At 50.4% G+C, this 24,719-nt stretch carries 20 protein-coding genes; 10 read left to right on the top strand and 10 right to left on the bottom strand.

Annotated elements, in window-relative coordinates; all coding sequences use genetic code 11:
- Positions 1 to 268: 268 nt before the first annotated feature.
- The gene (gene ileS / locus WC959_09005) at positions 269 to 3,388 is read left to right on the top strand and encodes an isoleucine--tRNA ligase (GenBank protein ID MFA5689269.1); all 3,120 of its coding nucleotides are present in this window, start codon (positions 269 to 271) and stop codon (positions 3,386 to 3,388) included.
- Positions 3,351 to 3,827, top strand: coding sequence for a 3D domain-containing protein (locus tag WC959_09000; protein MFA5689268.1), 477 nt, complete (start codon positions 3,351 to 3,353; stop codon positions 3,825 to 3,827). The genes ileS and WC959_09000 overlap by 38 nt, the downstream gene beginning before the upstream one ends.
- Before the next feature lie 48 nt (positions 3,828 to 3,875).
- On the opposite strand, the gene WC959_08995 is transcribed toward WC959_09000, so the two are convergent.
- The 4 genes from WC959_08995 to nth all read right to left on the bottom strand — a co-directional run bounded on the left by WC959_08995 (position 3,876) and on the right by nth (position 8,567).
- Positions 3,876 to 4,166, bottom strand: coding sequence for a hypothetical protein (locus WC959_08995; protein MFA5689267.1), 291 nt, complete (start codon positions 4,164 to 4,166; stop codon positions 3,876 to 3,878).
- Positions 4,167 to 4,280: 114 nt separating this feature from the next.
- Positions 4,281 to 5,957 (bottom strand): Na/Pi cotransporter family protein, encoded by a 1,677-nt coding sequence (locus tag WC959_08990; GenBank protein MFA5689266.1) that lies wholly within the window; start codon positions 5,955 to 5,957, stop codon positions 4,281 to 4,283.
- Positions 5,958 to 6,028: 71 nt separating this feature from the next.
- Positions 6,029 to 7,717 (bottom strand): Na/Pi cotransporter family protein, encoded by a 1,689-nt coding sequence (locus WC959_08985; protein ID MFA5689265.1) that lies wholly within the window; start codon positions 7,715 to 7,717, stop codon positions 6,029 to 6,031.
- A 196-nt stretch (positions 7,718 to 7,913) separates the two neighbouring features.
- Entirely contained in the window at positions 7,914 to 8,567 is a 654-nt protein-coding gene (gene nth / locus WC959_08980; GenBank protein ID MFA5689264.1) for an endonuclease III, read from the bottom strand.
- Between the two features lie 149 nt (positions 8,568 to 8,716).
- Between nth and nspC the strand changes: the two genes are divergently transcribed.
- The 4 genes from nspC (at position 8,717) to miaA (ending at position 12,314) form a co-directional block, all read left to right on the top strand.
- Entirely contained in the window at positions 8,717 to 9,874 is a 1,158-nt protein-coding gene (gene nspC, locus WC959_08975; GenBank protein ID MFA5689263.1) for a carboxynorspermidine decarboxylase, read from the top strand.
- A gap of 190 nt (positions 9,875 to 10,064) precedes the next feature.
- On the top strand, positions 10,065 to 10,739 hold the full coding sequence (locus tag WC959_08970; GenBank protein MFA5689262.1) for a TraR/DksA family transcriptional regulator: 675 nt from the start codon (positions 10,065 to 10,067) through the stop codon (positions 10,737 to 10,739).
- Between the two features lie 18 nt (positions 10,740 to 10,757).
- Entirely contained in the window at positions 10,758 to 11,225 is a 468-nt protein-coding gene (gene lspA / locus WC959_08965; GenBank protein MFA5689261.1) for a signal peptidase II, read from the top strand.
- Positions 11,226 to 11,369: 144 nt separating this feature from the next.
- Positions 11,370 to 12,314 carry a tRNA (adenosine(37)-N6)-dimethylallyltransferase MiaA gene (gene miaA, locus WC959_08960; protein ID MFA5689260.1) on the top strand — a complete coding sequence of 315 codons (945 nt, stop codon included), beginning with the start codon at positions 11,370 to 11,372 and terminating at the stop codon, positions 12,312 to 12,314.
- Positions 12,315 to 12,400: 86 nt separating this feature from the next.
- Here miaA and WC959_08955 read toward each other — a convergent pair whose 3' ends face one another.
- From WC959_08955 to WC959_08940, 4 genes are all read right to left on the bottom strand, one after another.
- A complete protein-coding gene (locus tag WC959_08955) occupies positions 12,401 to 13,084 on the bottom strand; it encodes a 3'-5' exonuclease (GenBank protein ID MFA5689259.1) in 684 nt (227 codons plus the stop codon).
- 206 nt (positions 13,085 to 13,290) lie between these two features.
- Positions 13,291 to 15,225 (bottom strand): DUF294 nucleotidyltransferase-like domain-containing protein, encoded by a 1,935-nt coding sequence (locus WC959_08950; protein ID MFA5689258.1) that lies wholly within the window; start codon positions 15,223 to 15,225, stop codon positions 13,291 to 13,293.
- A 74-nt stretch (positions 15,226 to 15,299) separates the two neighbouring features.
- Positions 15,300 to 16,028: a hypothetical protein gene (locus WC959_08945; protein ID MFA5689257.1), complete on the bottom strand. Its 729-nt coding sequence runs from the start codon at positions 16,026 to 16,028 to the stop codon at positions 15,300 to 15,302.
- A gap of 252 nt (positions 16,029 to 16,280) precedes the next feature.
- Positions 16,281 to 17,627 (bottom strand): phosphomannomutase/phosphoglucomutase, encoded by a 1,347-nt coding sequence (locus WC959_08940; GenBank protein MFA5689256.1) that lies wholly within the window; start codon positions 17,625 to 17,627, stop codon positions 16,281 to 16,283.
- Between the two features lie 234 nt (positions 17,628 to 17,861).
- Here WC959_08940 and WC959_08935 point away from each other — a divergent pair, with 234 nt between their 5' ends.
- The 4 genes from WC959_08935 to WC959_08920 all read left to right on the top strand — a co-directional run bounded on the left by WC959_08935 (position 17,862) and on the right by WC959_08920 (position 22,352).
- Positions 17,862 to 19,619 (top strand): 30S ribosomal protein S1, encoded by a 1,758-nt coding sequence (locus tag WC959_08935; protein ID MFA5689255.1) that lies wholly within the window; start codon positions 17,862 to 17,864, stop codon positions 19,617 to 19,619.
- Positions 19,620 to 20,336: 717 nt separating this feature from the next.
- On the top strand, positions 20,337 to 21,539 hold the full coding sequence (gene tyrS / locus WC959_08930; protein ID MFA5689254.1) for a tyrosine--tRNA ligase: 1,203 nt from the start codon (positions 20,337 to 20,339) through the stop codon (positions 21,537 to 21,539).
- A 188-nt stretch (positions 21,540 to 21,727) separates the two neighbouring features.
- Positions 21,728 to 22,024, top strand: coding sequence for a nucleotidyltransferase domain-containing protein (locus tag WC959_08925; protein ID MFA5689253.1), 297 nt, complete (start codon positions 21,728 to 21,730; stop codon positions 22,022 to 22,024).
- Positions 22,017 to 22,352, top strand: a complete 336-nt coding sequence (locus tag WC959_08920; GenBank protein MFA5689252.1) for a HepT-like ribonuclease domain-containing protein — start codon at positions 22,017 to 22,019, stop codon at positions 22,350 to 22,352. The genes WC959_08925 and WC959_08920 overlap by 8 nt, the downstream gene beginning before the upstream one ends.
- 413 nt (positions 22,353 to 22,765) lie before the next feature.
- Here WC959_08920 and WC959_08915 read toward each other — a convergent pair whose 3' ends face one another.
- Both WC959_08915 and WC959_08910 read right to left on the bottom strand, forming a co-directional pair.
- Positions 22,766 to 23,761 carry a serine hydrolase gene (locus WC959_08915; protein ID MFA5689251.1) on the bottom strand — a complete coding sequence of 332 codons (996 nt, stop codon included), beginning with the start codon at positions 23,759 to 23,761 and terminating at the stop codon, positions 22,766 to 22,768.
- 233 nt (positions 23,762 to 23,994) lie between these two features.
- Positions 23,995 to 24,719: hypothetical protein (locus WC959_08910; protein MFA5689250.1), on the bottom strand; the 725-nt coding region annotated here is incomplete at its 5' end.

Raw genomic sequence — 24,719 nt, 5'->3', positions numbered from 1 at the left:
GCTCTAAATGATAACGGACTGACCCCCGCCGCATGCGGATTGTATTCTTATTGAATACCGGCGCGAAATGCGGAGGGCGCGAGGCCGGTTGATTGTTTGAAGAGCTGCGAAACATAACCGGTGGCGTTAAAACCGAGCGAACAGCCGACCTGTTCAATGTGTATCTGCCGGAGATATTGCAGCGGCGCGAATTATACCGCCTAACGCTTGTTTTCAGTGTTAACGCCGGTTACATTATTTCGTTTTACCGTTTTAAGGAGTGTACGGCATGTTTAAACCGGTTTCTACTAAGACAGATTTTGCGAAAATGGAAGAGGGTGTGGGTGCGTTTTGGGAAGAGCACGGCACATTTACCAAATCAATTTCAAACCGCGCCGGCGCCAGGGAGTTTGTCTTTTACGACGGCCCGCCGTTTGCCACCGGTCTGCCGCATTACGGCCATCTGCTCGCCGGAATGATTAAAGATATCGTTCCGCGTTATCAGACGATGCGCGGTTATAAAGTAGAGCGCCGGTTCGGCTGGGATTGTCACGGCCTGCCGATTGAAGCGCTGGCGCAGGAAGCGCTCGGGCTCGCCGGCGCGCCGGCCATTCAAGAGGCGGGCGTGGCAAAATTTAATGAACAGTGCCGGTCGATGGTGACGCGCTATGTGGAGGAGTGGGAACGCACCGTTACGCGCATGGGGCGCTGGGTTGATTTTAAAAACGACTACAAAACCATGGATAAAGAGTTCATGGAGACGATCTGGTGGGTCTTTTCAGAACTGTGGAAACAGAACCGGATTTACCGCGCACACAAAATTATGCCGTACAGCTGGAAGCTGAACACGCCGCTGTCAAATTTTGAAGCGGGACGGAATTATCAGGAGGTGCAGGACCCGGCGGTTACAGTGCGCGTGAAGCTGAAGGGTTTTGAATTTGAAAATGCGTATGCGCTGCTGTGGACGACCACACCGTGGACGCTGCCGGCGAACCTCGCCATCTGTGCCGGCGCCGGAATAGCGTATGTGGCGGTTCGGGACATCGCCGCCGGCGATATCTATCTGCTCGCTGAAAACCGGCTGAGCGCCTATTATAAATCAGAAGATCAGTATGAGCTGCTGAGAAAGTTTACCGGCGCGGAGCTCGCCGGTTTAGAATACGAACCGCTATTCGATTATTTTAAGGATAATCCCAATTCATTCCGTTTGCTGCTCGATGATTTTGTCAGCACTGAAGAGGGAACCGGCATTGTTCATTTAGCGCCGGCGTTCGGCGAAGATGACTATCGCATCTGCCGCGCCGCCGGCATTCCGCTCATTGATCCGCTGGACGACGACTGCAAATTTACGGCGCTTGTGCCGGACCGGGCCGGGCAGTTTTGTAAAGATGCCGACAGAGAGATCATCCGGCGCCTGAAAGATGCGGGCAGGCTGGTTCATCAGTCGACGGTTCAACACAGCTATCCATTCTGCGAGCGCACCGATACGCCGCTGATCTATCGCGCGATCGACGCGTGGTATGTGCGCGTTGAAGATTTGCGCGCCGAGATGGTAGCAAACAATGAACAGGTCCACTGGATGCCGGAATTTGTCGGTGAAAAACGGTTTGCCAACTGGCTTGCGAACGCGAACGACTGGAATATCAGCCGCAACCGTTTCTGGGGTTCATGTATTCCGGTGTGGGTGAATATTGACGATGCGAATGATATGATTTGCATTTCATCGGCAGCGGAGCTGGAGCAACTCTCCGGCGAAAAAGTCGATGATCTGCACAAGCATATCATTGACGATATCCTGATTCACAAAGAGGGAAAAACTTATAAACGCACGCCGGAAGTGCTCGATTGCTGGTTTGAGTCCGGTTCGATGCCGTATGCGCAGCAGCATTATCCGTTTGAAAATAAAGCGCATTTTGAGGCGAATTTTCCGGCGGACTTTATCGCGGAAGGTCTCGATCAGACGCGCGGCTGGTTTTATACGCTGATGGTATTGTCCACCGCGCTCTTCAAAAAACCGGCCTTTAAAAATGTGGTCGTGAACGGCCTGGTTCTGGCGGAAGACGGACGCAAAATGAGCAAGCGCCTGAAAAATTATCCCGATCCGCTCGACGTTATCGACAAATATGGAGCCGATGCGCTGCGTCTTTACATGATTAATTCGCCGGTGGTGCACGCCGAACCGCTGCGCTTTTCGGAAGAGGGTGTGAAACACGCACTGCGCCACCTGCTGATTCCGTTATGGAACGCCTACATCTTTTTTGTAACGTATGCGCTGATTGACAAATGGAAACCGGCGCCGGCAAAAGCCCGCAGCGAAAACCTGCTCGACCGCTGGATTGAAAGTTCGCTGGCGAATCTTTGCCAGGAAGTTACAGCGGCGATGGATGCGTATGATTTACAGCGTGCGGTACGTCCGTTTGTGACGTTCATCGAAGATTTGACGAACTGGTATATCCGCCGCTCGCGCCGGCGTTTCTGGAAATCCGGCGACGATGCAGATAAACAGCAGGCGTATGCGACGCTGTATCATGTGCTGACGGAGCTCTGTAAAATTGCGGCGCCGTTCGTCCCGTTCATTGCTGAAGAAATTTACCGGAATCTGCGAACGGATGGTATGCCGGAATCGGTGCACCTCTGCGACTTTCCGACCGCTGCCGGAATTCAGCGCGACCTCGATCTTGAACAGCAGATGCGGATTGTGATGGATGTGGTGGTGATGGGGCGCCAGCTGCGTAAAGAGCATGATATAAAAGTGCGGCAGCCGCTGCGCCGGCTGGATGTGGTCAGCCGCAACAGCGCACTGCTGAACAAAGTCGATGAATTAAAAGAGATGATCGCTGAGGAGCTGAACGTGCATGAGGTGGTTTTCGGCGATGACGAAAGCGGATTCGCCGAACTGAAAGCCAAAGCGAATTTTAAAACGCTCGGTCCAAAATTCGGCAAACAGGTTCAGCAGATTAATACCGCCGTGCAAAAACTTCCGGCGAAAATGCTTCATCCGGTGGCGGCCGGTGAAGCCCTGGTGCTGACGATTCAGGGTGAAACTATTACCGTGGACGCTGCCGATATTATTCTGGAGCACATTCCGAAGGATGGACTCGCCGTGCAGACGCAGGGTGCGCTCGTGGTCGCGCTCGATCTGGAAATTGACGCTGCGCTGATTCGCGAAGGCATCGCGCGCGAGCTGATCAAAGAGGTGCAGCAGCTGCGTAAAAACAGCGGACTGGATGTAACCGACCGCATTTATTTGACGGTCGCCGCCGATGACGCCGTTGGCACCGCTATTTCTGCATTTGAAGAATACATCAAATCTGAAGTGCTCGCGCTTTCGATCGAAAGCGGAACAATAGGAGGAGAGCCCGTTGACCTTAATGGACATTCCTGCACGCTGGCATTGCGTAAAGCATAAACTGCGCTGTTTACTGCCGGCGGCGCTTGTGCTGCTTGGAACCGGATGTTCAACCATCCGTCCGCCGCAAAATATTCCGCCGCGCAAAGTTGCCATGGAGGCGACCGCATATTGTCCGTGCGGCAAATGCTGCAGCTGGGAGCGCAGTATTTTAAAGCTCGGCCGGCCGGTCTATTCCTCGGGACCGAATAAAGGCAAAGTGAAAAAAACCGGCCTCACCGCTTCCGGTACGAAAGCAAAATACGGCACCATTGCTGCTGACACGCACTATTATCCGTTCGGCACCATCATGTATGTTCCGGGGTATGGCTACGGTCGCGTGGAGGATACCGGCGGCGCTATTAAAGGACCGAGCCGCATCGATCTTTTCTACCGTACACATGACCGGGCGCTCAAATGGGGACGTAAGAAAATCAATGTCGTTGTGTGGAGAAAATGATCATTGTCAAAAATCTAAAAATTAAAAACTTTTGACATTTAGAGCGTATTAAGAAAAATTATAGCCACAAAAACACAGTTGCTTGCCTGCCACGACGGAGCGGCAAATGTGACGCAGGCATTCCTGCCTGCGCAGGGCAGACAAGAATGTCTGCCCCACAACGATGCATGCGCGAACAGGCTGGATTCGAAGAGTGGCTTTCTGAAAGAAAGCAGCGAAAGCGGCAAAGGCTCGCCAAAGGCGGGCAGTGAAAACCGCAAATACACCGGATACACGGATTTTTTTACAAAGAGGCAAATGCAGCGCTGCATTCGTGTTCATGCGTGGTTTATCAATCATTCGGCCCATAATTATTTGGCGATTTTTGCGCGTTTTTGCGGCTATACATGAATTTAAAATGCTCTAGACTTTTGATTTTCGACAAAAATCTTCAATCTGAAATCAGCAATGTCTCTATTTCTGCCCGGCGATAATTTCCGCAATGTTGAGCGCGTGGTCTTTTAAGCGCCGGTAGCTGTTGAGCATATCCGGCAGGACAAGACTGAGCTGCGGGGCGACTTCCCCGGCAACGAGGCGTTCGAGATGGCGCGCGCGAAATTCCCGCATCATGCGGGTCAGATCGTCGCTGCGGCGTATGGCCTCGGCCAGAAAATCTGTCCCGGGCTGGGCTTGAAATGCAGCCGTTACAAAATCAAGATATTTTGCAGTACGATCATGGAGAGTCATTATTTCATCTATTCCGTCCTGCGTCGGAACAAGTTTATTTTCACGTATTTTCAACTGCATCTTTAAAATTCCGGTGATGTAATCACTGATGGTCTCGTATTCGTCGGCCATGCGGATCTGTTTCCGTGCTTCAACAGAAATCCGGTAAGTGACGGTTTCTTCTCCAAGCAGAATACCGAGAAATTCGGTAATTTCTCTTTGGACGTTGTCCAGAATTTCTTCGCGTTTAAAAATCCACCGGCGCGTTTCTTCATCCAGTTTTTCAACAAACATGCAGGTGCGCAGGGAGTCCATCATTCTTCGATCACTGTCCGCCATGAACAGCAGTTCCTGTCGCGATTGTTCCAGGCTGAGTGCGGGTGTTGACTGTTCGAAGTAGGTGAGATGCGGAATTTCCTCAGTGTCAGAGTCAGGAAATAACCGCGTAAGTGCTGTTGCAATTATTTTAGTAAACGGCAGGAAAAAGATCACCAGAAAAATGTTGAATGTTGTATGTGCAACAGCAATCCCTTTAATCATCGCCGGATAAACCGCTTCACCGCGAATCATCTCGACGGCATTCGGATCACCGGACAAAAGTAATTTGATCGTCGCCAGATACCAGGGGAAAATACCGAGAATAATGATTACGCCGATGATTTTTATGAAGATGTGCGCATACGCCACGCGCTTGGCGGTGCGCGTTGCTCCGAGTGATGCAAGAAATGCGGTAATCGTGGTTCCAATGTTCTGCCCGAGAACGAGCGCCACAGCAGTTTCAAAATCTATGACGCCGGCAATCGCCAGGCTCATGGTAATTCCGACAGTGGCGGAAGAAGATTGAATAACGGCAGTGACAGCTGCGCCGGCGAATATACATTTGATTAAACCCCACAAGGAATCCGGTCTGAATTTTGAAAACCATTCAAGAAACTCCGGCATTTCGCGCAACGGGTAAAAACCCTCTTTCATGAGTTCAAGACCAAAGAACACCATGCCGAGTCCTATGATGAGCAGGGCAATGCTGCGCAGATGTTCTTTTCGTAAAAACAGATAAAACAGTGCAGCGAAACCGAGCATCGGCAGACCGGCTTTACCAATGTCCAGCACAAGAATCCAGCCGGTTACCGTGGTTCCGATATCTGCGCCGAGAATGACGCCGATCGCCTGCGTTAATGTCATCAGTCCTGCATTGGCAAAACCGACGAGCATCACAGTGGTCACTGAACTCGACTGAATCAGTGCGGTGACCAGAAACCCGATCATACATGCAATAATACGATGTCCGGTTGCGGCGGCAATCAAAGCCCGGAGTTTTTTACCGGCAGCAGCCTGCATGCCGTCGGACATATTTTTCATGCCAAGCAGAAACAGTCCCACTCCTCCGCCGACCTGCCAGAAAACATTAAAAATCAAATGATCCATGATTGAATTAAAAGTTATTTGTTATTGGTTGTTGAAAATTTGTGTCAGTTCATTCTGCTCGTCTCTTACATTTATTTTTTGTCGGTGACAATTTCAGCGATGTTCAGCGCATGATCTTTCAAGCGGCGGTAGCTGTTCCATATATCGGTGTAGACCAGGCTGCTGAGCGGTGTTGAAACATTATCGACAATGCGCGTCAGATGCGCCTGCCGGTATTGTTTCATGATGCGGGTAATTTCATGACTGACCAGGACAAGGTCGGCAGCCAGACGCACATTATTTGTGCGGACCGCCAGATTAACCTTTTTCACATAGTCCAGCACACGCCGGTTGATGTCGATGAATTCCTGAATATCCATCGGTGCAAAATCAAGTTTATTTTCATGCCGTTTTAAAAGACCTTTTAAAACGGCGGCGGCGTAATCGCTAATGGATTCATATTCATCCGCCATACGCATCTGGTGCCGACCGGTGAGCTGTACATCATACGAAAGTTCGCCATTAATCAGTTCACCGAGGAATACGATGATCTCTTCTTGCATAGTATCAAGCAGTTTTTCGCGTTCAAAAATTTTGGCTTTATCTTCTCCGGTTATCTTGTCTGATTCTAAAACCGCACCCAGTGTTTCTAACATTATTTCATCGCTGTCCGCCATGAACAGAATATATTTTTCAGATTGCAGCACACCGAGCGCCGGTGTATCGCCGCGTACAATTTCGAGCGGCGGCAGTGTAAACGGTGCGGTACTTTTTTTATCCGGCACCAGCCATGTCACCAGTTTTGCAAGCACTCCGGTGAACGGCAGAAAAACCAGCGTGTTCACTACATTGAATCCGGTGTGTACCATTGCAATTCCGACGAGAATATATGGAAAAGATTCTTCACCGTTTGCAAGCACAACCATCGTATTCGGGTCGTGGCCAATCAATTTTGCAACTAATGGAAAATAGATTGGAATCGTAATCAGTGTAATCCAGAGCACGCCGATGAGGTTAAACAAAATATGCGCATACGCCGCCCGTTTGGCATTCGGTGTTGCACCGAGTGACGCCAGAAACGCCGTAATTGTGGTTCCGATATTTTCACCAAGCACCAGCGCACCGGCAGTTTGAAAATTAATCATGCCGGTCGATGCCAGCCCCATGGTGATTCCGAGTGTTGCCGAAGACGACTGAATAACCATGGTAATCAGACAGCCGACCAGTGCGCATTTTAAGACGCCGAGATACGACGCTGCCTGGAACGCAATGAACCATTCTTTAAGTTCCGGAATTGTATGCAGCGGTTTAAACCCTTCACTCATCAACTGCAGTCCAAAGAAAATCATGCCGATTCCCATGAACACCATTCCAGCATAGCGGATTTTCCCGGGTTTTGCGAAAATAAAAACCAGAGCGGAAATACCGAGCAGGGGCAGACCGTATTTTCCGATATTCAACGTAAGAATCCAGCCAGTGATTGTCGTTCCGATATTTGCACCGAAAATCACACCGATTGCCTGTGTCAGCGTCATCACCGCACTGTTCACCAGTCCGATCACCATTACCGTCGTCACCGAACTTGACTGCACAATACAGGTTACCGTGAGACCGACCAGCATTCCCATGATGCGGTTGTCTGTAATTAAACCAACGATCTTTCGCAACCGGTTGCCGGAAACAGCTTGCAGCCCCTCCGACATATACTTCATTCCAAGCAGGAAAACTCCCAGTCCGCCAAGAACGCTGATCGCGATCGAGAACCACAGTCCGTTACTCATGATTCCCTTTTGCTGTGTGTTTACATTGCATCATTTCTGCGAAATTAATGTATTAAAAACGAATTTCAGTTAATCAGAAAACCAGTGACGGAACAACTCCGTATCTCAAACTTTCTTTTCTAAACAAAAGCGGGCAGATTGTAAAAGCAAGTCTCCGGTTGAAGCTTTTTGATTCATGCGGCTGCTCTGCGTCCAATTATTTCTTCGTCTTCACCGGTGTTTTCCGCTGTGGAAATAATGTGTGACAGATTTCGCATCTGGTGCCGTCGCAACCGCGTGCAGAACAGTGTTCTCGTCCATAGAGAATCAGTTGAATGTGGAGTCTGTTCCACTGTTCCGGCGGGAACAGTTTTTTTAGGTCAGCTTCCGTTTGTTCAACGTTTTTACCATTCGTCAGTTTCCACCGTTGTGCAAGCCGGTGAATATGCGTATCTACCGGAAACGCCGGAAAGCCGAATGCCTGCGCCATAATGACCGATGCAGTTTTGTGTCCGACGCCCGGCAGGCTTTCCAGCTCCTTAAATGTTTGCGGAACCCGGCTGTTAAATTTTTCGACAAGTAATTTTGATGTTTCGTAGATGGATTTTGATTTGCTGTTATCGAGTCCGCAGGTTTTGATGAGCTGCCGGATTTTTTCGCGTCCGAGCTTCACCATTTCCTCCGGTGTGCCGGCTTTTTTAAACAGCACCGGTGTCACTTCGTTTACACGTTTGTCGGTGCATTGCGCAGAAAGAATTACTGCGACAAGCAGGGTAAACGCGTTGCAATGCTGCAGCGGAACATCAACTTGTCGATACAGTTCATCCAGCCGCTTTGCAATATAATCTGCACGTTCTTGTTTTGTTTTCACTGTTTATCAGAGTAAATTTTTTCATCGCGAGTTACAGGATAAAAAACCACAATCTGTTCCATTTGTCTGCCGCTGTTGTGCAGATACTTTCTGGCGCAGTTATTTGATTTGTCGTGCATTTGCCGGAGCAGAGCATTAAAACACGGGGTATGAAGTTGAATGAAATTCCGACGCCGTGTTATGTGGTTGATGAAGCACTGATTCAACACAATCTCGATATTTTGGCCGGTGTGAAAGAGCGCACCGGTTGTAAAATTTTACTGGCGCTGAAGGGTTTTGCGATGTGGAGCATGTTTCCGCAGTTGCGCAGGGTGCTTGATGGCGTCTGCGCCAGTTCACCGTGGGAAGCGCGGTTGGGCCACGAAGAGTTCGGCGGTGAGGTTCATGCATTTGCAGCAGCGTACAGCGAGGATGATGTGCGTGAATTATTAACGCTGTGCGACGAGATCGATTTTAATTCGTTTACGCAGTGGAAGCGCTTCGCGCCATTGGTGGAACGGGCGCTCCGCGCCCGTTCGAGCGCGCCCGGAGGTCGCGTTCCACCTAAATTTGGATTACGGATCAATCCCGAATGTTCGACGCAGCCGCATGCGATGTATGATCCATGTGCACCGGGGTCGCGGCTCGGAATTTTACGGTCGCAGTTTACCGGCGAGGATTTGAGCGGCATCAGCGGTCTGCATTTTCATACACTGTGCGAACAGAACGCAGATGCGCTGCAAATTACATTAGCGGCGGTGGAGGAAAAATTTGGCGGGTTTCTGCCGCAGATGGAGTGGGTGAATTTCGGCGGCGGCCATCACATCACACGCGAGGATTACGACATTGATCTCCTGTGTAAATTAATTAATGACTTTAAGCAAAAATACGGTGTACAGGTGATTCTTGAGCCGGGCGAGGCGGTGGCGCTGAATGCCGGTGTGCTGGTAACGTCGGTGCTGGATGTGATTCAAAATTCCGGTGACATTGCGATTCTGGACTGTTCGTGCACGTGTCATATGCCGGATGTTTTGGAAATGCCGTACTGTCCGCGCATCGCCGGCGCCGGGAATTCCGGAGAAAAAAAATATAATTACCGGCTCGCCGGCATCAGCTGTCTTGCCGGCGATGTAATCGGCGACTGGTCATTCGACCGTCCATTGTTACCGGGCGACCGGTTGGTATTTGAAGACATGGCGCATTATACGATGGTAAAGACGACGATGTTTAACGGCATCCGGCATCCGGCGATTGCAATCCGGCGTGCGGGCAGGATTGAAATTGTCCGGAAATTTGAATATGCAGATTTCAAAAACCGTTTGTCATGAACGCCATGCGTCATACATAACGCGCTGTTTCTTACCGGAGTTTACGATATAAATCTTTATATATTATCCGGTGCAAATTATTCCTCTAAAATAAAACGCCTTGCCGGTTGACACGGTTGCGGCCCCGTGATAAAAGCGGCGCCTATTTTTCGACTCGTCTGTGTAAAACCGGCAAAAGAAAGGCTTTCAAATGGCAACTGCAAAGAAGAAAACACCGGCCAGGAAAACGGCGGCTAAAAAGAGTATCAAAAAAGCGGCAGCGACCAAGAAAACAGCGCCGAAAAAAACACCGGCCAAAAAAGCCGTTGCTAAAAAAGCGCCGGCAAAGAAACCGGCAGTAAAGAGAGCTGTAGCAAAAAAACCGGCAGCCAAAAAAGCGCCGGCAAAAAAAATCGAAGTAAAAAAAGCTGTGGTATCAGCACGTCCGGCTCCGGCACCGGTTCCGGTGCCGCCGGTACCTGCCGCACCGGGTAAAAAAAAGCTGACGGCTAAAGAAGTGGCGATGTTTAAAGAAATGCTGCTGAAACTGCGCGAACGCGTTTTCGGCGGCTACAACATTCTTTCACGCGATAACCTTGAAGCCAATCAGCGCGATCCATCGCTCTCCGATCAGGGCACCGATACCTTTGACCGCGAAATGGAGCTCAATATGATGGGTTCCGAGCAGGAAGTGCTTGCTGAAATCGACGCCGCTCTGCGCCGCATCGAAAAAGGAACCTACGGTATTTGCGAGCTTACCGGCAAGCCGATCAACATTGAACGTCTCAAAGCACTGCCGTATGTTCGCTATACCGTGCGCGCACAGTCCGAGCTTGAAAAGGGCCGTGCGCACTACCGTCCGTTCGGCAGCACCATGCGCGGTTAACACCGGAAAGGCGCGCTCATGCTGGTTTTTATTCTTGGTTTAGTTATCATACTTGCGGATCAGTTAACCAAGCTGTGGGTACGTAATACATTTATTTACGGCGGCGAGCCGCGGGTTGTCATTCCCGGATTTTTTAATCTCGTGTACGTTCGTAACGAAGGTGCGGCATGGGGCATTCTCGGCGGACAGCAGCTGCTGTTAATTCTGCTGTCCGTCGGTGTGCTCGTGATTCTTGCGGTGTACCGCCGGAAATTACTGAATCCAACGCTCGATCACCGGATTGCATTCGGGCTCATGGTCGGCGGAATCTGCGGCAACCTGATCGATCGCATCAAGCTTGGATGGGTCACCGATTTTCTCGATTTTTATATCGGCAGCTGGCACTGGCCGGCGTTCAATGTCGCCGACTCCGCCATTTGCATCGCTGCCGGTATCTATTTGATTTCTTCTTTATGGCACAGCCGCCATCCGTTGAAGAAACCCTGAACTCGAAAGCCTGACTCCGGAATACTCTGGCACGGAAGAAAATCCGAAATACGAAAGACCCAAGTCTGAAAAAATATACTCCCTTTCACGAAATTTTGTGTTTTTTGTGGCTATAATTTTCTTCGTTTGTTTTAGAATTTTTAAATGTTGAACAGTCCTCAAGCTTATGTTCTGACCGGTCCAACGGCCTCGGGTAAAAGTACACTCGCGCAATGCTTTGCCGAAAAAACCGGCGCGCCGGTTGTCTCTGCCGATTCAATGAATATTTATCGCGGCATGGACATTGGCACCGCCAAACCGCCGGCGGCAGAGCGCACCGGAATTTCATATTACGGAATAGACATTGTGTCGCCGGAACAGAATTTCAGCGTCGGCGACTGGCTGAATGCCGTTTGCCCTGCATTTGAAAATGCAGTTCCCGTTGTTACCGGCGGCACCGGGCTTTATGTGAAATGTCTGCTGCAGGGACTCGACAATTTTTCCGGTGCCGACGAAACTCTGCGTGTACGCGCCGAAAAAATGACATGCGCCGAACTGCAAAATGAAGTTCGCACCACCGCTCCGGCACAATATGAACAGCTCGCCGACAAAACAAATCCGCGCCGGCTGATTCGCTTATTGGAACAAAGCCAACGTAGACGTGATGTCCCCGGCGCGTCCACGATGGAAGAGAACGCGGCGGGGACGCCGCGTCTACATGCTTTATGGCAGAAAAATCCATTGCCGAAAATTATCGGACTGCATGTCGAACGCGCTGAACTTCACCGGCGCATCGCCGTACGCGTCGAAACAATGTACACCGCCGGACTTTTGGCAGAAGCGGAAGCATTGATGAAGATTGAATTATCTTCTACCGCGCAGCACGCCATCGGCTATGCCGAAGCGTTCGCGGTATTGCGCGGTGAATTGCATGTGAATGAAGCCAAAGAAAAAACAATCATTCGTACGCGTCAGCTTGCCAAACGCCAGATGACCTGGTTCCGGCATCAGTTGAATGTGGAGTGGATTGATGCTGCGGCGCCGCCGGAGAAAGTTTTTGAACTGCTGAGAAGAAACGGTGCGGTGGAATGCAGAGGAGTGCGGGAATAAAAAACTTACGGTGCATCATGCGCCGCCGGCCGACGATTTGTATGAAGATACATTTCACCGGTGCGCCGCGTTTCCGCATTGAACAATCAATAATTTCTTACCGGCAGATCGCGGAGTTGAACTGCACGCCCGGTGCGGCGGCGGATGCGTCCGCAAAGCAGCAGAAAAAGTTTGGCGGTGAGAAACGCATCGCCTTCGGCGGTGTGACGCGCAATGACGGGAATATCGAAATGCGCGGCGAGTTCATCGAGTGTCGGCGGGCGCTGCCGTGCGTAACCGGTGCGGTGGAATGCGGTGAGTTCGTTCATCGCGAACTGCGCCGTATCAATTGTCCGGCTGCGAAATTTAATTTTGCAGTGCCGCAGCATGGCTTCATTAATCATATCGGCGTCGAACCGGACGTGATGCCCGACAACGATCGCGCCGGTGAGAATTTCAATCAGTTCATGAATAACTTTTGCCTCATGGATTCCGGCATTTGATTCATTCGGCAGAATGCCGTGAATGGCAGTGGCGGCATTTGTTCCTACTCCGGGCTGATGAACCAGCCACTTGCGGCTGGACTCAATTTGAATCTGACCGCTGACAATATTGAACAGTGCGATGGAAAGAATATGGTCGGTTTTAATCTGAAAACCGCTGGTTTCTGCATCGAGTACGACAAAGCGCAAACTGTTTGCCGGTGTTCTTCGTGCCGGCTTCTGTTTCGCCGCTGCAAGATAGTCGGCACAGAATTGCGGTAGCGGTTTTTTCTGGAAGAGGGCAATCATTTCATTAACCACGGATTACACAGATATAAACGGCTGGAAAAATCGAGATTCGAAACGAGATGAAGACTCGAAGAGTGGCTTCCTGAAAGAAAACAGCGCCCGGAGTGAGCGGCAACGGCTCGCTGGAAGGCAGGCAGCGAAGCGGCAATGAAAACTGAATATTGAGCATTGAACATTGAAAATCTCTCTATTCACCATTCCACTGTTTATATGTTGCGTATGTCGAGCTGGAAATGAACGCGCACAGCAGCCTGCACCATGCGCTGAACATCAAAAACATTCACAAGCTGTCCGCGCTGAAGTCGGGAAAGTTCAGCCGGATCAAGATAGCGTCCGTCGTCGCCGCGCTGCAGTCCGGTGGATGTGCGGATCCGCAGCAGCTGGTCAAATCCTTCCCGGGCAAGTCCGGCGATTTCAGCCATATCCGGCTGTGCGGTCATCAGTTCAAGCCAGCGCCCGCCGGTGGAATGATGTTTTTTCAGCCCGTAATGCAGTGCGAACAGCCGCGCCGCATCGCGCAGCGGTGCGAGTCCGCGTTTTTTAATATCGAATTCACCTTCATTGCCGCCTTTTTTTTCAACAACAAATTTGCCGCGAAAATTTAACGGCGGCGGCGTGGCGACAATCATTTCCGCCATATAGTGCTGCAGCGCTGTATCTTTGCCGGCCGTTTTAAAAACGGTTTCACGCACAGCGGCGCTGAGCATTGGATCGCCGGCGACATAGCGCAGATCATAAAGGATCAGCGCTCTGATCAGTTTTTTGTTGTCATGAAGCAGATTGGGATCGTTCAGTTCGGCGATCCATTCGGCATCGGTTCGGCACCATTTTGGGTTACTTGCCATGACGCGCCCCTGACAGCGTGTAAAACCGGTATCGACCATCATTTCAATCACGCGTGCGGCGAGTTTTAGAAAATAAACGCGGTTGGCCTCATCTTTTTTGCTGCTGCCGGACGATGCAAAAATGATGGCATTATCCATGTCGGTGCGTAATACCTGCTCACGGCGTCCGTCGCTGCCGACGGCAATCCACGCCCACCGCGCTTCCGGCAGCTGCATACCCTGATCGGTCAGTTCGGCGAGTGAAATATCAATGAGCTGGCGCACGAGTTCATTATAAAGTTCAGCGCAGATTTCACCGAGCAGAATGCCGGAAATTCCGGCGTCAAGATAGGTTTTTGCCATCTCTTCAATATCATCGCAGATTTCGCGGAAACGTGCCGGCGTTTGCGCAATGTGCAGTTCGTGAATAAAACCGGCGGGATGACGTCCGCTCTGTGCAAGCAGATCTTTCTGCGTGCAAACGTCGAGCGCCGGTGTATCTGCCGTTCCGTCCTCCGTTACACAGACCTGTCCGATGCGTTCACGGAGCATCGTCAGCGCCGCCGCCGCAGTGCTTGAATTTGTTGCAACGGTGACCACCGGCGCCGACATGATGCTGGAAACCGGCTGGCGGCTGTCGCGCCCGTTGACAATCACTTCGCGCACCAGATCGTTGCCGGTGACAATTCCCAGCGGATGATTCTCTTTGTTTGTAATTAAAATCGACGGTATGCCGCGCTTTGCCATCAGTTCAGCGGCGTCGCGAATGGTTGTTTCCGGCAGGCAGTGCAGCAGGCGTTCCGGCGGTCGCGGCGTAATGATGTGCGCGCCTTTCAGATGCGCCTCAAGGACATTTTCACCGCCGATGCTCGCTTCAATACCGTCCGGAATTGCACGGCCGAGGCGCGTGCCCCAGAACAGATGCCGGCGCACGTAATAGCGCGCTTCATCGTTGGTTAACAGCAGTTCCTGGACAAGCGGCCAGGGCAGAACATAAAGGATGGAATCATCTTCCGCGATTGCAGTAACGCGGTACGGCTCGCTCTCGTGCTGTGCCGAAAGGCCGAGAATATCGCCAACATCGCGCACATCAATCAGCTCGCTGCCGGCATAATACTCTACGCGACCACGCGCCAGAAACAGCACTTCGCCGCACGGCGGATCGCCCTGATGCCAAACCGTGTCACCCTTGGTTAAAACCTGAACCTTGGCGGTGCATGCCAGCTCTGCCACCATCGCTTCATCAAACATTGAAAACGGCGGAAACTGACGCAGTGCAGTCGCAATACGGTCCGGAATCTGATTTTGGGCAGGCATAGAGAGAGTTAATCACGGAATACACCGGAGACACAGAAATTTTTACTGTCAGTGTATTCTGTAGTTTCCCGTGGTTAATTTAATTCTGTCAGAATTGTGCGCAGCCACTCCTCTTTTTTGCTTTGCAGCATCGGGCTGGGATGCGCGGTCAGCGCCGGATGATTGCCGGCGGGAACGGTAATGATGCGTTCGCCGGCAATGCAGTTTAAGCACTGTTCCGCCAGCGGAATTAAACCGGCATTCTGTCCCCAGCCGATAATAAACGGTGCGCCGGATTGCCGGCGCAGCATAACTTCCCGTTCCGCACGGCGTTCGCCGGAAAACAGACTGTGCGCGCCGCCGCCGGGGAATTCCGCCAGCTTTTGCGTGCGCGCCATAAAGTCCGGGCTCTTCGGATCGCGCAAATCGGAAATATTCAGTACGCGCACATGACGCCAGTTTTGCGCCGCCATAATGCGCATGATTTGATACTGCGTGTTGTCCGGACGCGTCAGCACCAGCGGCTTCACAAAATTTGCCGGCAGCGGCATCGACAGCAGACTTTCCGTGTCGCCATTCTCAACCGGTTTCGACGAACCCGGATTCATCATAATCACCACTGCGTCCGGCAGATGTTTTTCCGGCCTCGCGCCGAACAGATCATCCGGATCGTTTCCTGCACCGACCGCTTCGCGCGGCAATGATGTAATTTCAAGCACGCTCCGGCACAGCTGCGGCTCCGCGCCGGCAATATTCAACCGGTAAAAATGACCGTAGCAGCGAAACATCTTTTTTAATTCCGCCGCGTATGCAAATTCACTCATGCAGTAATGAAACCATAAAATCACCAGTGTCGGAATTTTTTTAGACAGGATTTACAGGATGAACAGGATTTTACACCGTGCGATTTTTTGTTTCCAGAGCATTTTAAATTAAATATAGCCGCAAAAATGCGCAAAAATCACCAAATAATTATGGGCCGAATAATTGATAAACCGCAGAGCGCATTGAGAACTTTTCAACTCTCAACTGTAAACTGAAAACCCTGAACACGGAACGCGGCGAGGGCGCCGCGTCTACGTTAAGAAATTCTTAATGACGGCTTCGGCGGCGGCGCGTTTTGCGGCGAGGAGCGCCGGTGTGCGGGCTTCGATAACGAGGCGGAGCCAGGGTTCGGTGTTGGAGGGGCGGATGTTGAACCACCAGTCGGCAAATTCCAGGCGAACACCGTCGAAATCATACAGGGCGGCTGGTTTTTCTTCAGATGCAAATTTATGCACAACGGCAGCGATCGCGTTTTCTTTCTGATCGACGCGAAAGTTGATTTCGCCGGAATTGGCATAGCGCATTAAACCATCGATACAGCTTGAAAAGGGTTTGCCGGCGGCGTTGAGTCTGCCGGCGATATTTAAAACGATAAGCGCGGTGAGAATGCCGGAATCGCAGTTGAAGAAGTCGCGGAAGTAGTAGTGTCCGGCGAGTTCACCGCCGACGACGGCGCCGAGTTCACGCATTTTTATTTTGGCGAAGGAGTGTCCAACTTTCCACATATGCGGTTCCCCGCCGAGCTCAAGAATGCGTTCGGTGACCGCTTTGGAGGTGCGGATGTCGTGCAGGACGCGACTGCCGGGATTTTCGGCGAGAAAATATTCGGCGAGGACGGCGGTGATTAAATCGGGCGGAACACAGCGCCCGCGCTCGTCGATGAACATGACGCGGTCGCCGTCGCCGTCGAAAATCAGTCCGATATCCAGCTGGTTTTCAATGACGAGTTTTTTGAGGCCGGCGCAGTTTTCTTCGATGAGCGGATTCGGTGGATGATTCGGAAAGGTGCCGTCGACCGTGTCATAGATATATTTGGTTTTTTTACCGAGCAGATCTTTGATGAAAAGGGCGGCCATGCCGTTGGAGCAGTCGACGCCGATTTTCAATTTGGAGAGATTTTCCGGCAGATACTGCCGGAGAAAGTCGAGGTAGTCGTCATGGATATCCAGCTCCGAAACGCGGCCTCTTTTTTTTAGAGGGACGACATCTCCCTGCGCGCACATTGTTTCGAGGTCGGCGAGGCCTCTGGCATAGTCGACCGGCAGTGCGCCGGTTTTGCAGACTTTGAGTCCGTTATATTCCGCCGAATTGTGCGATGCGGTGATCTGTACGGCGGCATCAAATTTTTGGGTGGCGGTGGCAAAATAAATTTCCGGTGTGGTGGAGAGTCCGATGGAAACGACATCCGCGCCGGCGGCATTGATGCCGTAACAAAGCGCGGTAAAAATTTCCGGCGAGCTGGCGCGGTCATCGCGCCCGACGAGAATGCGGCGGGCGCTTAAAAGCTGCGGCAGAAAAAATCCGATTTTTTCTACATCGGCGGCAGTGAAGTCGCAGCCGTAGACGCCGCGAATGTCATATGCTTTAAAGGCTTTCATCAGGGGAAATAGGTAATATGTAACGGGAATTGCGTAAAGGGAAAAATGGCTGAGCCGTATTATTCCCGGACTGCACTACATATATTTACAGTATAGATTCATGTTTTTCCGCTTGCGCCGTCATACTGAACCGCTAGTATGCCCGCTCTTTTAAAAACCGCAGCAGCGAGATAACCGGCCGGGTGGCCGTGAGCTTTGCGGAAGAAAAGAGATAACCCCGGGCCGGGGCGCATCGTGCAATGCGATGACAAAGCGGCGCCGGATCATTATAGAAAAGTTAATATGGATAATACACTCAGTGGCGATGCAGCAGCCATCGACGCAATGTACAACGATACCCTGAAGGATTTTACTGTCGGTTCTATTGTACCCGGAAAAATTCTGCGGATCCAGGACGACGAAGTTCTGGTGGATATCGGTTATAAATCAGAAGGTCTCATTGACGGCGATGAATTTGACGATCTCGAAGCGATAAACATTGGCGACGAAATCGAAGTGCTGCTTGAGAGCCTCGAAAATGAGCACGGTATGGTCGTGCTCAGCAAAAAACGCGCGGAACAGCAGCGCAAATGGGATCATATCGTTAACGACTGCGAAGAAGGCAGTGTGGTTGACGGCCTTATTACCCGCGCCATTAAAGGCGGCTTCATTGTGGATATCGGCGCCGATGCGTTTCTGCCGGGATCGCAGGTGGATGTTGTGCCGGTGCGCAATCTGGATGATTTCATCGGACAGACAATTCAGATTAAAATTCTTAAAATCAATAAAGAGCGCAAAAACATTGTTGTTTCCCGGCGCGAAATCATTGAAGAAAACCGCCGCGAACAGAAACTCAAACTGCTCGGCGAAATTAAAGTGGGTCAGGTTCGTAAGGGTTCTGTTAAAAATATCACTGATTTCGGCGCGTTCGTTGACCTCGACGGCATCGACGGCCTGCTGCATGTCACCGACATGAGCTGGGGCCGTATCAATCACCCCTCTGAGCTGGTAAAAGTCGGCGACGAAGTGAACGTGATGATTCTTGATATCGATCTCGAAAAGGAACGCATTTCGCTCGGTCTGAAACAGACGCAGGATAATCCGTGGGAAAACATCGACGCCCGTTATCCGATCGGCGCCCGGGTGCGCGGTAAGATTGTCAGTCTTGCCCCGTACGGCGCATTCATTGAGATTGAAGAAGGTGTTGAAGGTTTGGTGCACGTTTCCGAAATTTCATGGACGAAACGTGTTCAGCGCGCTTCCGACGTACTGAAAGTCGGCGATGAGGTTGATGCGGTCATTCTTTCCATCAGCCTCGACGAGAAGAAAATTTCACTTGGCATGCGCCAGACAGAGGAAAATCCATGGGAAGTTGCCGCGCTTAAATATCCAATCGGCTCGCTGGTTAAAGGTAAAGTCCGCAACTTCACTTCATACGGCGCGTTTGTTGAAATTGAAGAGGGTGTTGACGGCATGATTCATGTTTCCGATATGTCCTGGACACGCAAGATCAACCATCCGTCTGAACTGCTTAAGAAGGGCGGCGAAGTTGAAACTGTTGTTCTGGAAATCGATTCCGCCAACCAGCGCATCTCCCTCGGCCTGAAACAGGCGCAGGAAGATCCGTGGGCGCGCATCACCGAAACCTATAAAGAAGGTCAGAAGATCAAAGGCAACGTCACGAAACTCACCAACTTCGGTGCGTTTATTGAGCTCGAGGACGGGATCGACGGACTGGTTCACATCAGCCAGATCAGCGATGAGCGCGTCGAAAAAGTCAAAGACGTTCTCAGCATCGGCGATGAAGTGGAAGCCCGTATTGTTAAGATCGATCCGGTGGAGCACCGCATCGGCCTCAGCATTAAAGCGGCCAGTATTGCCGATGAAGATTTCGTCATTAACGACGACCTCCTCACCGGTCTCCGCCCGGGCGAAGAACTCGTTGACCTGTCATCAGCGTTCGACGATCTTAACCTCGGCGAAGCCTGGCGCCCCGGTGAAAAGACTGAATAAAAACAGAACCATAAACTCTGTTGACGAAAACCCGCAGGTTAAACCCCTGCGGGTTTTTGCGTTAAAAACCAGAGAAAAACAGTTTGTCACAAAATTTTATGGGAGTTTGACTACGGAGTGCGCGGATATAAACGGATAAAACTTCTAACAGATGGACGCAAAGAAACGCAATGGAATATCCAAATCCAATGCTTCGGTTTCATCTTTGGTTGAATCTTCGCGCACTTCGCGATCTTTTGTGGAGAATTTATCTTGAGTGTACCTGTGTTTTCTCTTCGTCAAAAATCCGTTTATATCCGCGCAATCCGCGGTTCAAAACTCTGCGGTGTCAGAATTATTACGGATAAAATTTTTAACAGATGGACGCAAAGAAACGCAATGGAATATCCAAATCCAATGCTGCGGTTTCATCTTCGCGATCTTTTGTGGAGAATTTATCTTGAGTGTACCTGTGTTTTCTCTTCGTCAAAAATCCGTTTATATCCGCGCAATCCGCGGTTCAAAACTCTGCGGCATCGGAATTATTTTCGGATTCTACCGCTATGTTTTTACAAATAATAAAATCCGATTATGTAAACCCGCAAGGTTGAAAACCCCGGTGGGTTCTTTTATTCTCCGTTTTCAGTCGACAGGATTTTTTGCGGGCTCAAGGCAGGCAGGGATGCCTGCGATACGTGCCGCCGGCCTTGAAAAATTTAAAATGGGTGAGGATTTAAAATGACAATTGATGAACAGTTAAAATTCCTAACGGCACGGCATGTGGATCTCGTTTCCGGTGCAGAACTGAAAAAGAAACTTGAAGCCGCGGCAAAAGAAAAACGGCCGCTGCGCATCAAGCTCGGCGCCGATCCGTCCGCACCGGATATCCATCTCGGTCACGTAGTGGTTTTAAACAAACTGCGCGAATTTCAGGAGCTGGGGCACACCGTCGTTTTCATCATTGGCGATTTTACCGGCATGATTGGCGACCCCTCCGGCAAATCCGCCACGCGTCCGGCGCTATCACGCGAACAGGTAGTTGCAAACGCCGAAACCTATAAACATCAGATCTTTTCCGTACTCGATCCGGCGAAAACCGAAATCCGTTTCAATTCAGAGTGGTTCGGCGAAATGAAATTCGATGAAGTCATCCGGCTCGCCGCCAAAGTCACCGTTGCCCAGCTGCTCGCGCGCGACGATTTTTCCAAACGCTATGCCGAAAACCGCCCGATCTCTCTCGTCGAATTTCTCTATCCGCTCGTGCAGGCCTACGACTCCATCATGGTCAACGCCGATCTTGAACTCGGCGGAACCGATCAGCTCTTCAATCTGCTGCTCGGCCGCGAAATGCAGAAAGCTCACGGCATGGAACCGCAGGTTGTCATGACCATGCCGCTGCTCGAAGGACTCGACGGCGCGCAGAAAATGAGCAAGAGCCTCGGCAACTACGTCGGTGTTAACGATTCCGCCAAAGATATTTTCGGCAAACTTATGAGCGTCAGTGATGAACTCATGTGGAAATATTTCTTCTACGTCCTCTGCCGTGATCCAAAAGAAATTGAAGCCATGCAGACCAAAGTAAACTCCGGTGAACTGCATCCGCGCGCCGTTAAAGACGAGCTCGCGCAGGCTGTCACCGACCGCTTTGCCGGCGCCGGTGAAGGCAGAAAAGCCTCTGAAGAATTCGCCCGCGTTTTCGCGCAGAAAGAAATCCCCGACGACATTCCGGAAATGAAACTCGCCGGCGAAACCGGACTGCTCGAACTCATCGTCAAAGCCGGATTTGCACCATCGAACGGCGAAGCCCGCCGGTTAATCCAGCAGGGCGGCGTCACCATCAACGATGAAAAAATTTCCGATGTCAAAACTATCATCACTCCCGGCGCCGAACAAATCCTCAAAGTCGGTAAACGTAAATTTTTACGGATTCTTATGAAGTGAACCACTCCACGAGCTAAAGTCCGTGGAGTGGTTCACTAATTAAATACTCGCCGTTACAAAAATATAAAAAATATTTGGGCATGTAGCTTTTTTTATAAAATACAATTGGCAAAAAGCAGTTGTGTGTAACGTTTTGAATCTTTCCGGAAACGGTTGACCAGTGTTTTCTTATTTCGTAATTTACCGGTATGGATCTGGAACAGATTAAATTAAAAGTTACTCCGATTTGCCGGCGTTATTTTGTCCGGCAGATGGATCTGTTCGGTTCGAGGGCACGCGGCGATGCCGGCGGGAAAAGCGATTTTGATTTTTGCGTCCGGTTTAATGAACTTTCGCCGGCGGAATATTCACGGAACTATTTCGGATTACTGCATGAATTGGAAGATTCTTTTGAATCCCCGGTTGATTTGCTGCCCGCAGAGTCTGTGACGAGAACATCGTTAAAAAAGAATCTTCATTCAGAAGGAATCCGTGTTTATGGATGATCGCGTCAGAGAATGGCTGAATGATATTCTGATGCAGGTTCAGGAGATTCAAACATTCACGAACGGTATTTCTTTTGACCAATATCAGTCTGATCGGAAAACACAGGCGGCTGTTGAACGGAAATTTGAAATTATCGGTGAGGCGTTAAACCGGATCAGTTGTGCCGATGACGGACTTTTACAGCGAATTCGCAATTATCGCGATATTATCTCTTTCCGTAACATTCTGGCTCACGGATATGATTCTATAGATGTCCGGATTGTCTGGGGAGTTATTGAAAATAATCTTGAGGAATTGAACGATGACATCGGGAAAATTTTATTCTGATGTCAGTACATAGTCCTATTGATACCATCTTGCGGCTTCTTGTGTTTTTCGTGGCGATTAGAGCGTATTAAGAAAAATTATAGCCACAAAATATACACAAAAGTGTAATGTATCGCAGGCATCTTTGCCTGCCTTGGAAAATCCGCAGATAACGCAGATGTTTAAACCACGGGATACACAAAACACACGGAAGTTTTGCAGAAAGCATCAGACATTCAGGATTAGCAGAGAGGCAGAGCAGTAGACGCGGCGCCCTCGCCGCGTTCCGTGTTCAGGGTTTCCAGTTTACAGTTGAGAGTTGAAAAGTTCTCAGTGCGCTCTGGCGATTTTTGCGCGTTTTTGCGGCTATACATTAATTTAAAATACTCTGAAATTCGCGTAATTCACGGGGGGTAATAAAGAAATTTTTGCTATTACCTTTTGTGACGGAATCTCATAAAAATTAAAATGATGATCGTTCCGATGACGCACGAAACGAGAATGAAAACCGGCTTAGGATAAGCGGCGGATTCATCCGGCACCGGTTCAGAATGATCGGCCAGCAGCGCTGCCGCGCGTTCCGTAATGTCGATCATTTCCGGCGGCACCTTATGCCACAGTACAAACCCTTTTTCGATCCATTCCGCTGCTTTTGCATCACGGACTTTGGCTTCTTTGCTGCCGAGAATGACCGCGATCACACGCTTGCCGTCGCGTTTCGCCGTTGCGGCCAGTGAGAATCCGCCGATCTGAATGAATCCGGTTTTTAGACCGTCGCATCCCGGCACAGAACCGAGCAGTTTGTTGGATGACGTTAAAACCATCGGCTTATCTGCCCGGAAACTGCGTGTGCGCACGGATGTATATTTCAGTGTTTGCGGATACTGTTCCAGCAATGCACGCGACAGCCGGGCAATATCAAGCGCCGACGATGTATCCGGCTTTTGTCCATGTTCCGGCGGCAGTCCGTGCACCGAATGAAATTCGGTGTGATATAAACCGAGCTCTTTAGCTTTCGCCGTCATGCGTGAGGCGTGTGCGGCACGCGAGCCGGATGCGTGAATTGCCAGCGCGGCGGCGGCGTCATTCGCAGAATGCACCATCATGGCATAAATCAGTTCTTCCACCGGAAACACTTCGCCTTCTTTCAGCCAGACCTGCCGTCCGCCGATGAGGGCCACTTCCCGCGAAATTTTAATTTGATCGGTCAGATGAATTTTTCCGGCGGTCAGATCGTCGAACAGCACAAACAGATTGGCGAGTTTGGTCATGCTGGCCGGAAATCCCTGCAGTGCGGCGCGGTCACCGTCCAGCAGTGTACCGCTTTTAGCGTCAATCACCACCGCGCCGTAATACGGCGCGCGCGCGCGAACGGATTGCGCATGGGAATAAAACGCGATTGAAATGAAAAACAAGAACGCTCTGAACATGGGACACAGTTAACCACGAATGACACGGATTTACACAGAAATTTTTTGAACTGGAATATTACAAGGATGAAATATATGATGAATAAAAGAACTGTCTATATTGGTGTGGATGTGCCGAAAGAGTTTCTGGATGCCGTCCGTTTGATTCAACACAGCTCCGGCAGGAGCTGTGCTGCAATAAGAAAACCCCGGGGTTCCCCGGGGTTTTTATGTACACCGGCTTAACATCCGGTTTATCGCATACGGCGGTATGTTATCAGCGCCAGTCCGGAAATCAGAAACATTGAGAGTGCCGCTGGTTCAGGAATCATAATTGTGTTTCCAACAATATTAAAATCGGAAGCAGTTTTGATTTTCCCATCAATTCTGATTTGTCCGGCATTAATAAAACCATCAAAATCAGCAGCATCGGTAAAGCTGGTGACGGTTAAACTGCCGTCAGAACCGGTGACAAAATCAATATATCCACTATTGAATGTCAGATTATTAGCGGTAAGCGATGCGTCCCCTTCGGCAAAAACCAGACCTGAACCCCTTAAATTCGTATGGAATTCAAGAGTTCCATCAATCGTCCAGGATCCGCCGGAAAGTGTCAGCCGTGAGCTGTCAGCAATATTAGTACTGCTACTACCGCTGATTGTTAAGTTGGTCGTTATTGTTGCTGTTCCGCCTCCAACATTTACTTTGCTGCCGGAGTAAATTTTCATGCTGCCGGCAGTTATATTTCCTCCGGTTTGCTCTAGAAGAGATTGATATTGTACGTTGAGAGCCCTGCCGGCATTCAATGTTCCGCCGCTTATATTGACGGTTGCGTTGCTTATTGGATTGTCAGTATATCCGATGCTAATGTCACCGCTCCCGCTGCTCAGCAGGCCGCCTTGCAGATACCATACGGCGTTGCCATTCAAAAGCACATGATTCGAACCGATTGTCGCGTTACCATTTGTTTGGGTTACGG

This window comes from Kiritimatiellales bacterium (genome assembly GCA_041656295.1).
Classification (GTDB): domain Bacteria; phylum Verrucomicrobiota; class Kiritimatiellia; order Kiritimatiellales; family Tichowtungiaceae; genus Tichowtungia.
This window is presented reverse-complemented; position numbering and strand designations above follow the sequence as displayed.

What these genes read in the sequence shown, in the direction of transcription:
- WC959_08915 (MFA5689251.1), bottom strand. Translation starts at nt 23,761, where the DNA reads ATGTTCAGAGCGTTCTTGTTTTTCATTTCAATCGCGTTTTATTCCCAT.
- tyrS (MFA5689254.1), top strand. Translation starts at nt 20,337, where the DNA reads ATGACAATTGATGAACAGTTAAAATTCCTAACGGCACGGCATGTGGAT.
- WC959_08985 (MFA5689265.1), bottom strand. Translation starts at nt 7,717, where the DNA reads ATGAGTAACGGACTGTGGTTCTCGATCGCGATCAGCGTTCTTGGCGGA.
- miaA (MFA5689260.1), top strand. Translation starts at nt 11,370, where the DNA reads ATGTTGAACAGTCCTCAAGCTTATGTTCTGACCGGTCCAACGGCCTCG.
- WC959_09000 (MFA5689268.1), top strand. Translation starts at nt 3,351, where the DNA reads ATGGACATTCCTGCACGCTGGCATTGCGTAAAGCATAAACTGCGCTGT.
- WC959_08970 (MFA5689262.1), top strand. Translation starts at nt 10,065, where the DNA reads ATGGCAACTGCAAAGAAGAAAACACCGGCCAGGAAAACGGCGGCTAAA.
- WC959_08950 (MFA5689258.1), bottom strand. Translation starts at nt 15,225, where the DNA reads ATGCCTGCCCAAAATCAGATTCCGGACCGTATTGCGACTGCACTGCGT.
- WC959_08945 (MFA5689257.1), bottom strand. Translation starts at nt 16,028, where the DNA reads ATGAGTGAATTTGCATACGCGGCGGAATTAAAAAAGATGTTTCGCTGC.
- WC959_08920 (MFA5689252.1), top strand. Translation starts at nt 22,017, where the DNA reads ATGGATGATCGCGTCAGAGAATGGCTGAATGATATTCTGATGCAGGTT.
- WC959_08955 (MFA5689259.1), bottom strand. Translation starts at nt 13,084, where the DNA reads ATGATTGCCCTCTTCCAGAAAAAACCGCTACCGCAATTCTGTGCCGAC.
- nspC (MFA5689263.1), top strand. Translation starts at nt 8,717, where the DNA reads ATGAAGTTGAATGAAATTCCGACGCCGTGTTATGTGGTTGATGAAGCA.
- WC959_08990 (MFA5689266.1), bottom strand. Translation starts at nt 5,957, where the DNA reads ATGGATCATTTGATTTTTAATGTTTTCTGGCAGGTCGGCGGAGGAGTG.
- WC959_08925 (MFA5689253.1), top strand. Translation starts at nt 21,728, where the DNA reads ATGGATCTGGAACAGATTAAATTAAAAGTTACTCCGATTTGCCGGCGT.
- ileS (MFA5689269.1), top strand. Translation starts at nt 269, where the DNA reads ATGTTTAAACCGGTTTCTACTAAGACAGATTTTGCGAAAATGGAAGAG.
- WC959_08940 (MFA5689256.1), bottom strand. Translation starts at nt 17,627, where the DNA reads ATGAAAGCCTTTAAAGCATATGACATTCGCGGCGTCTACGGCTGCGAC.
- WC959_08995 (MFA5689267.1), bottom strand. Translation starts at nt 4,166, where the DNA reads ATGATTGATAAACCACGCATGAACACGAATGCAGCGCTGCATTTGCCT.
- lspA (MFA5689261.1), top strand. Translation starts at nt 10,758, where the DNA reads ATGCTGGTTTTTATTCTTGGTTTAGTTATCATACTTGCGGATCAGTTA.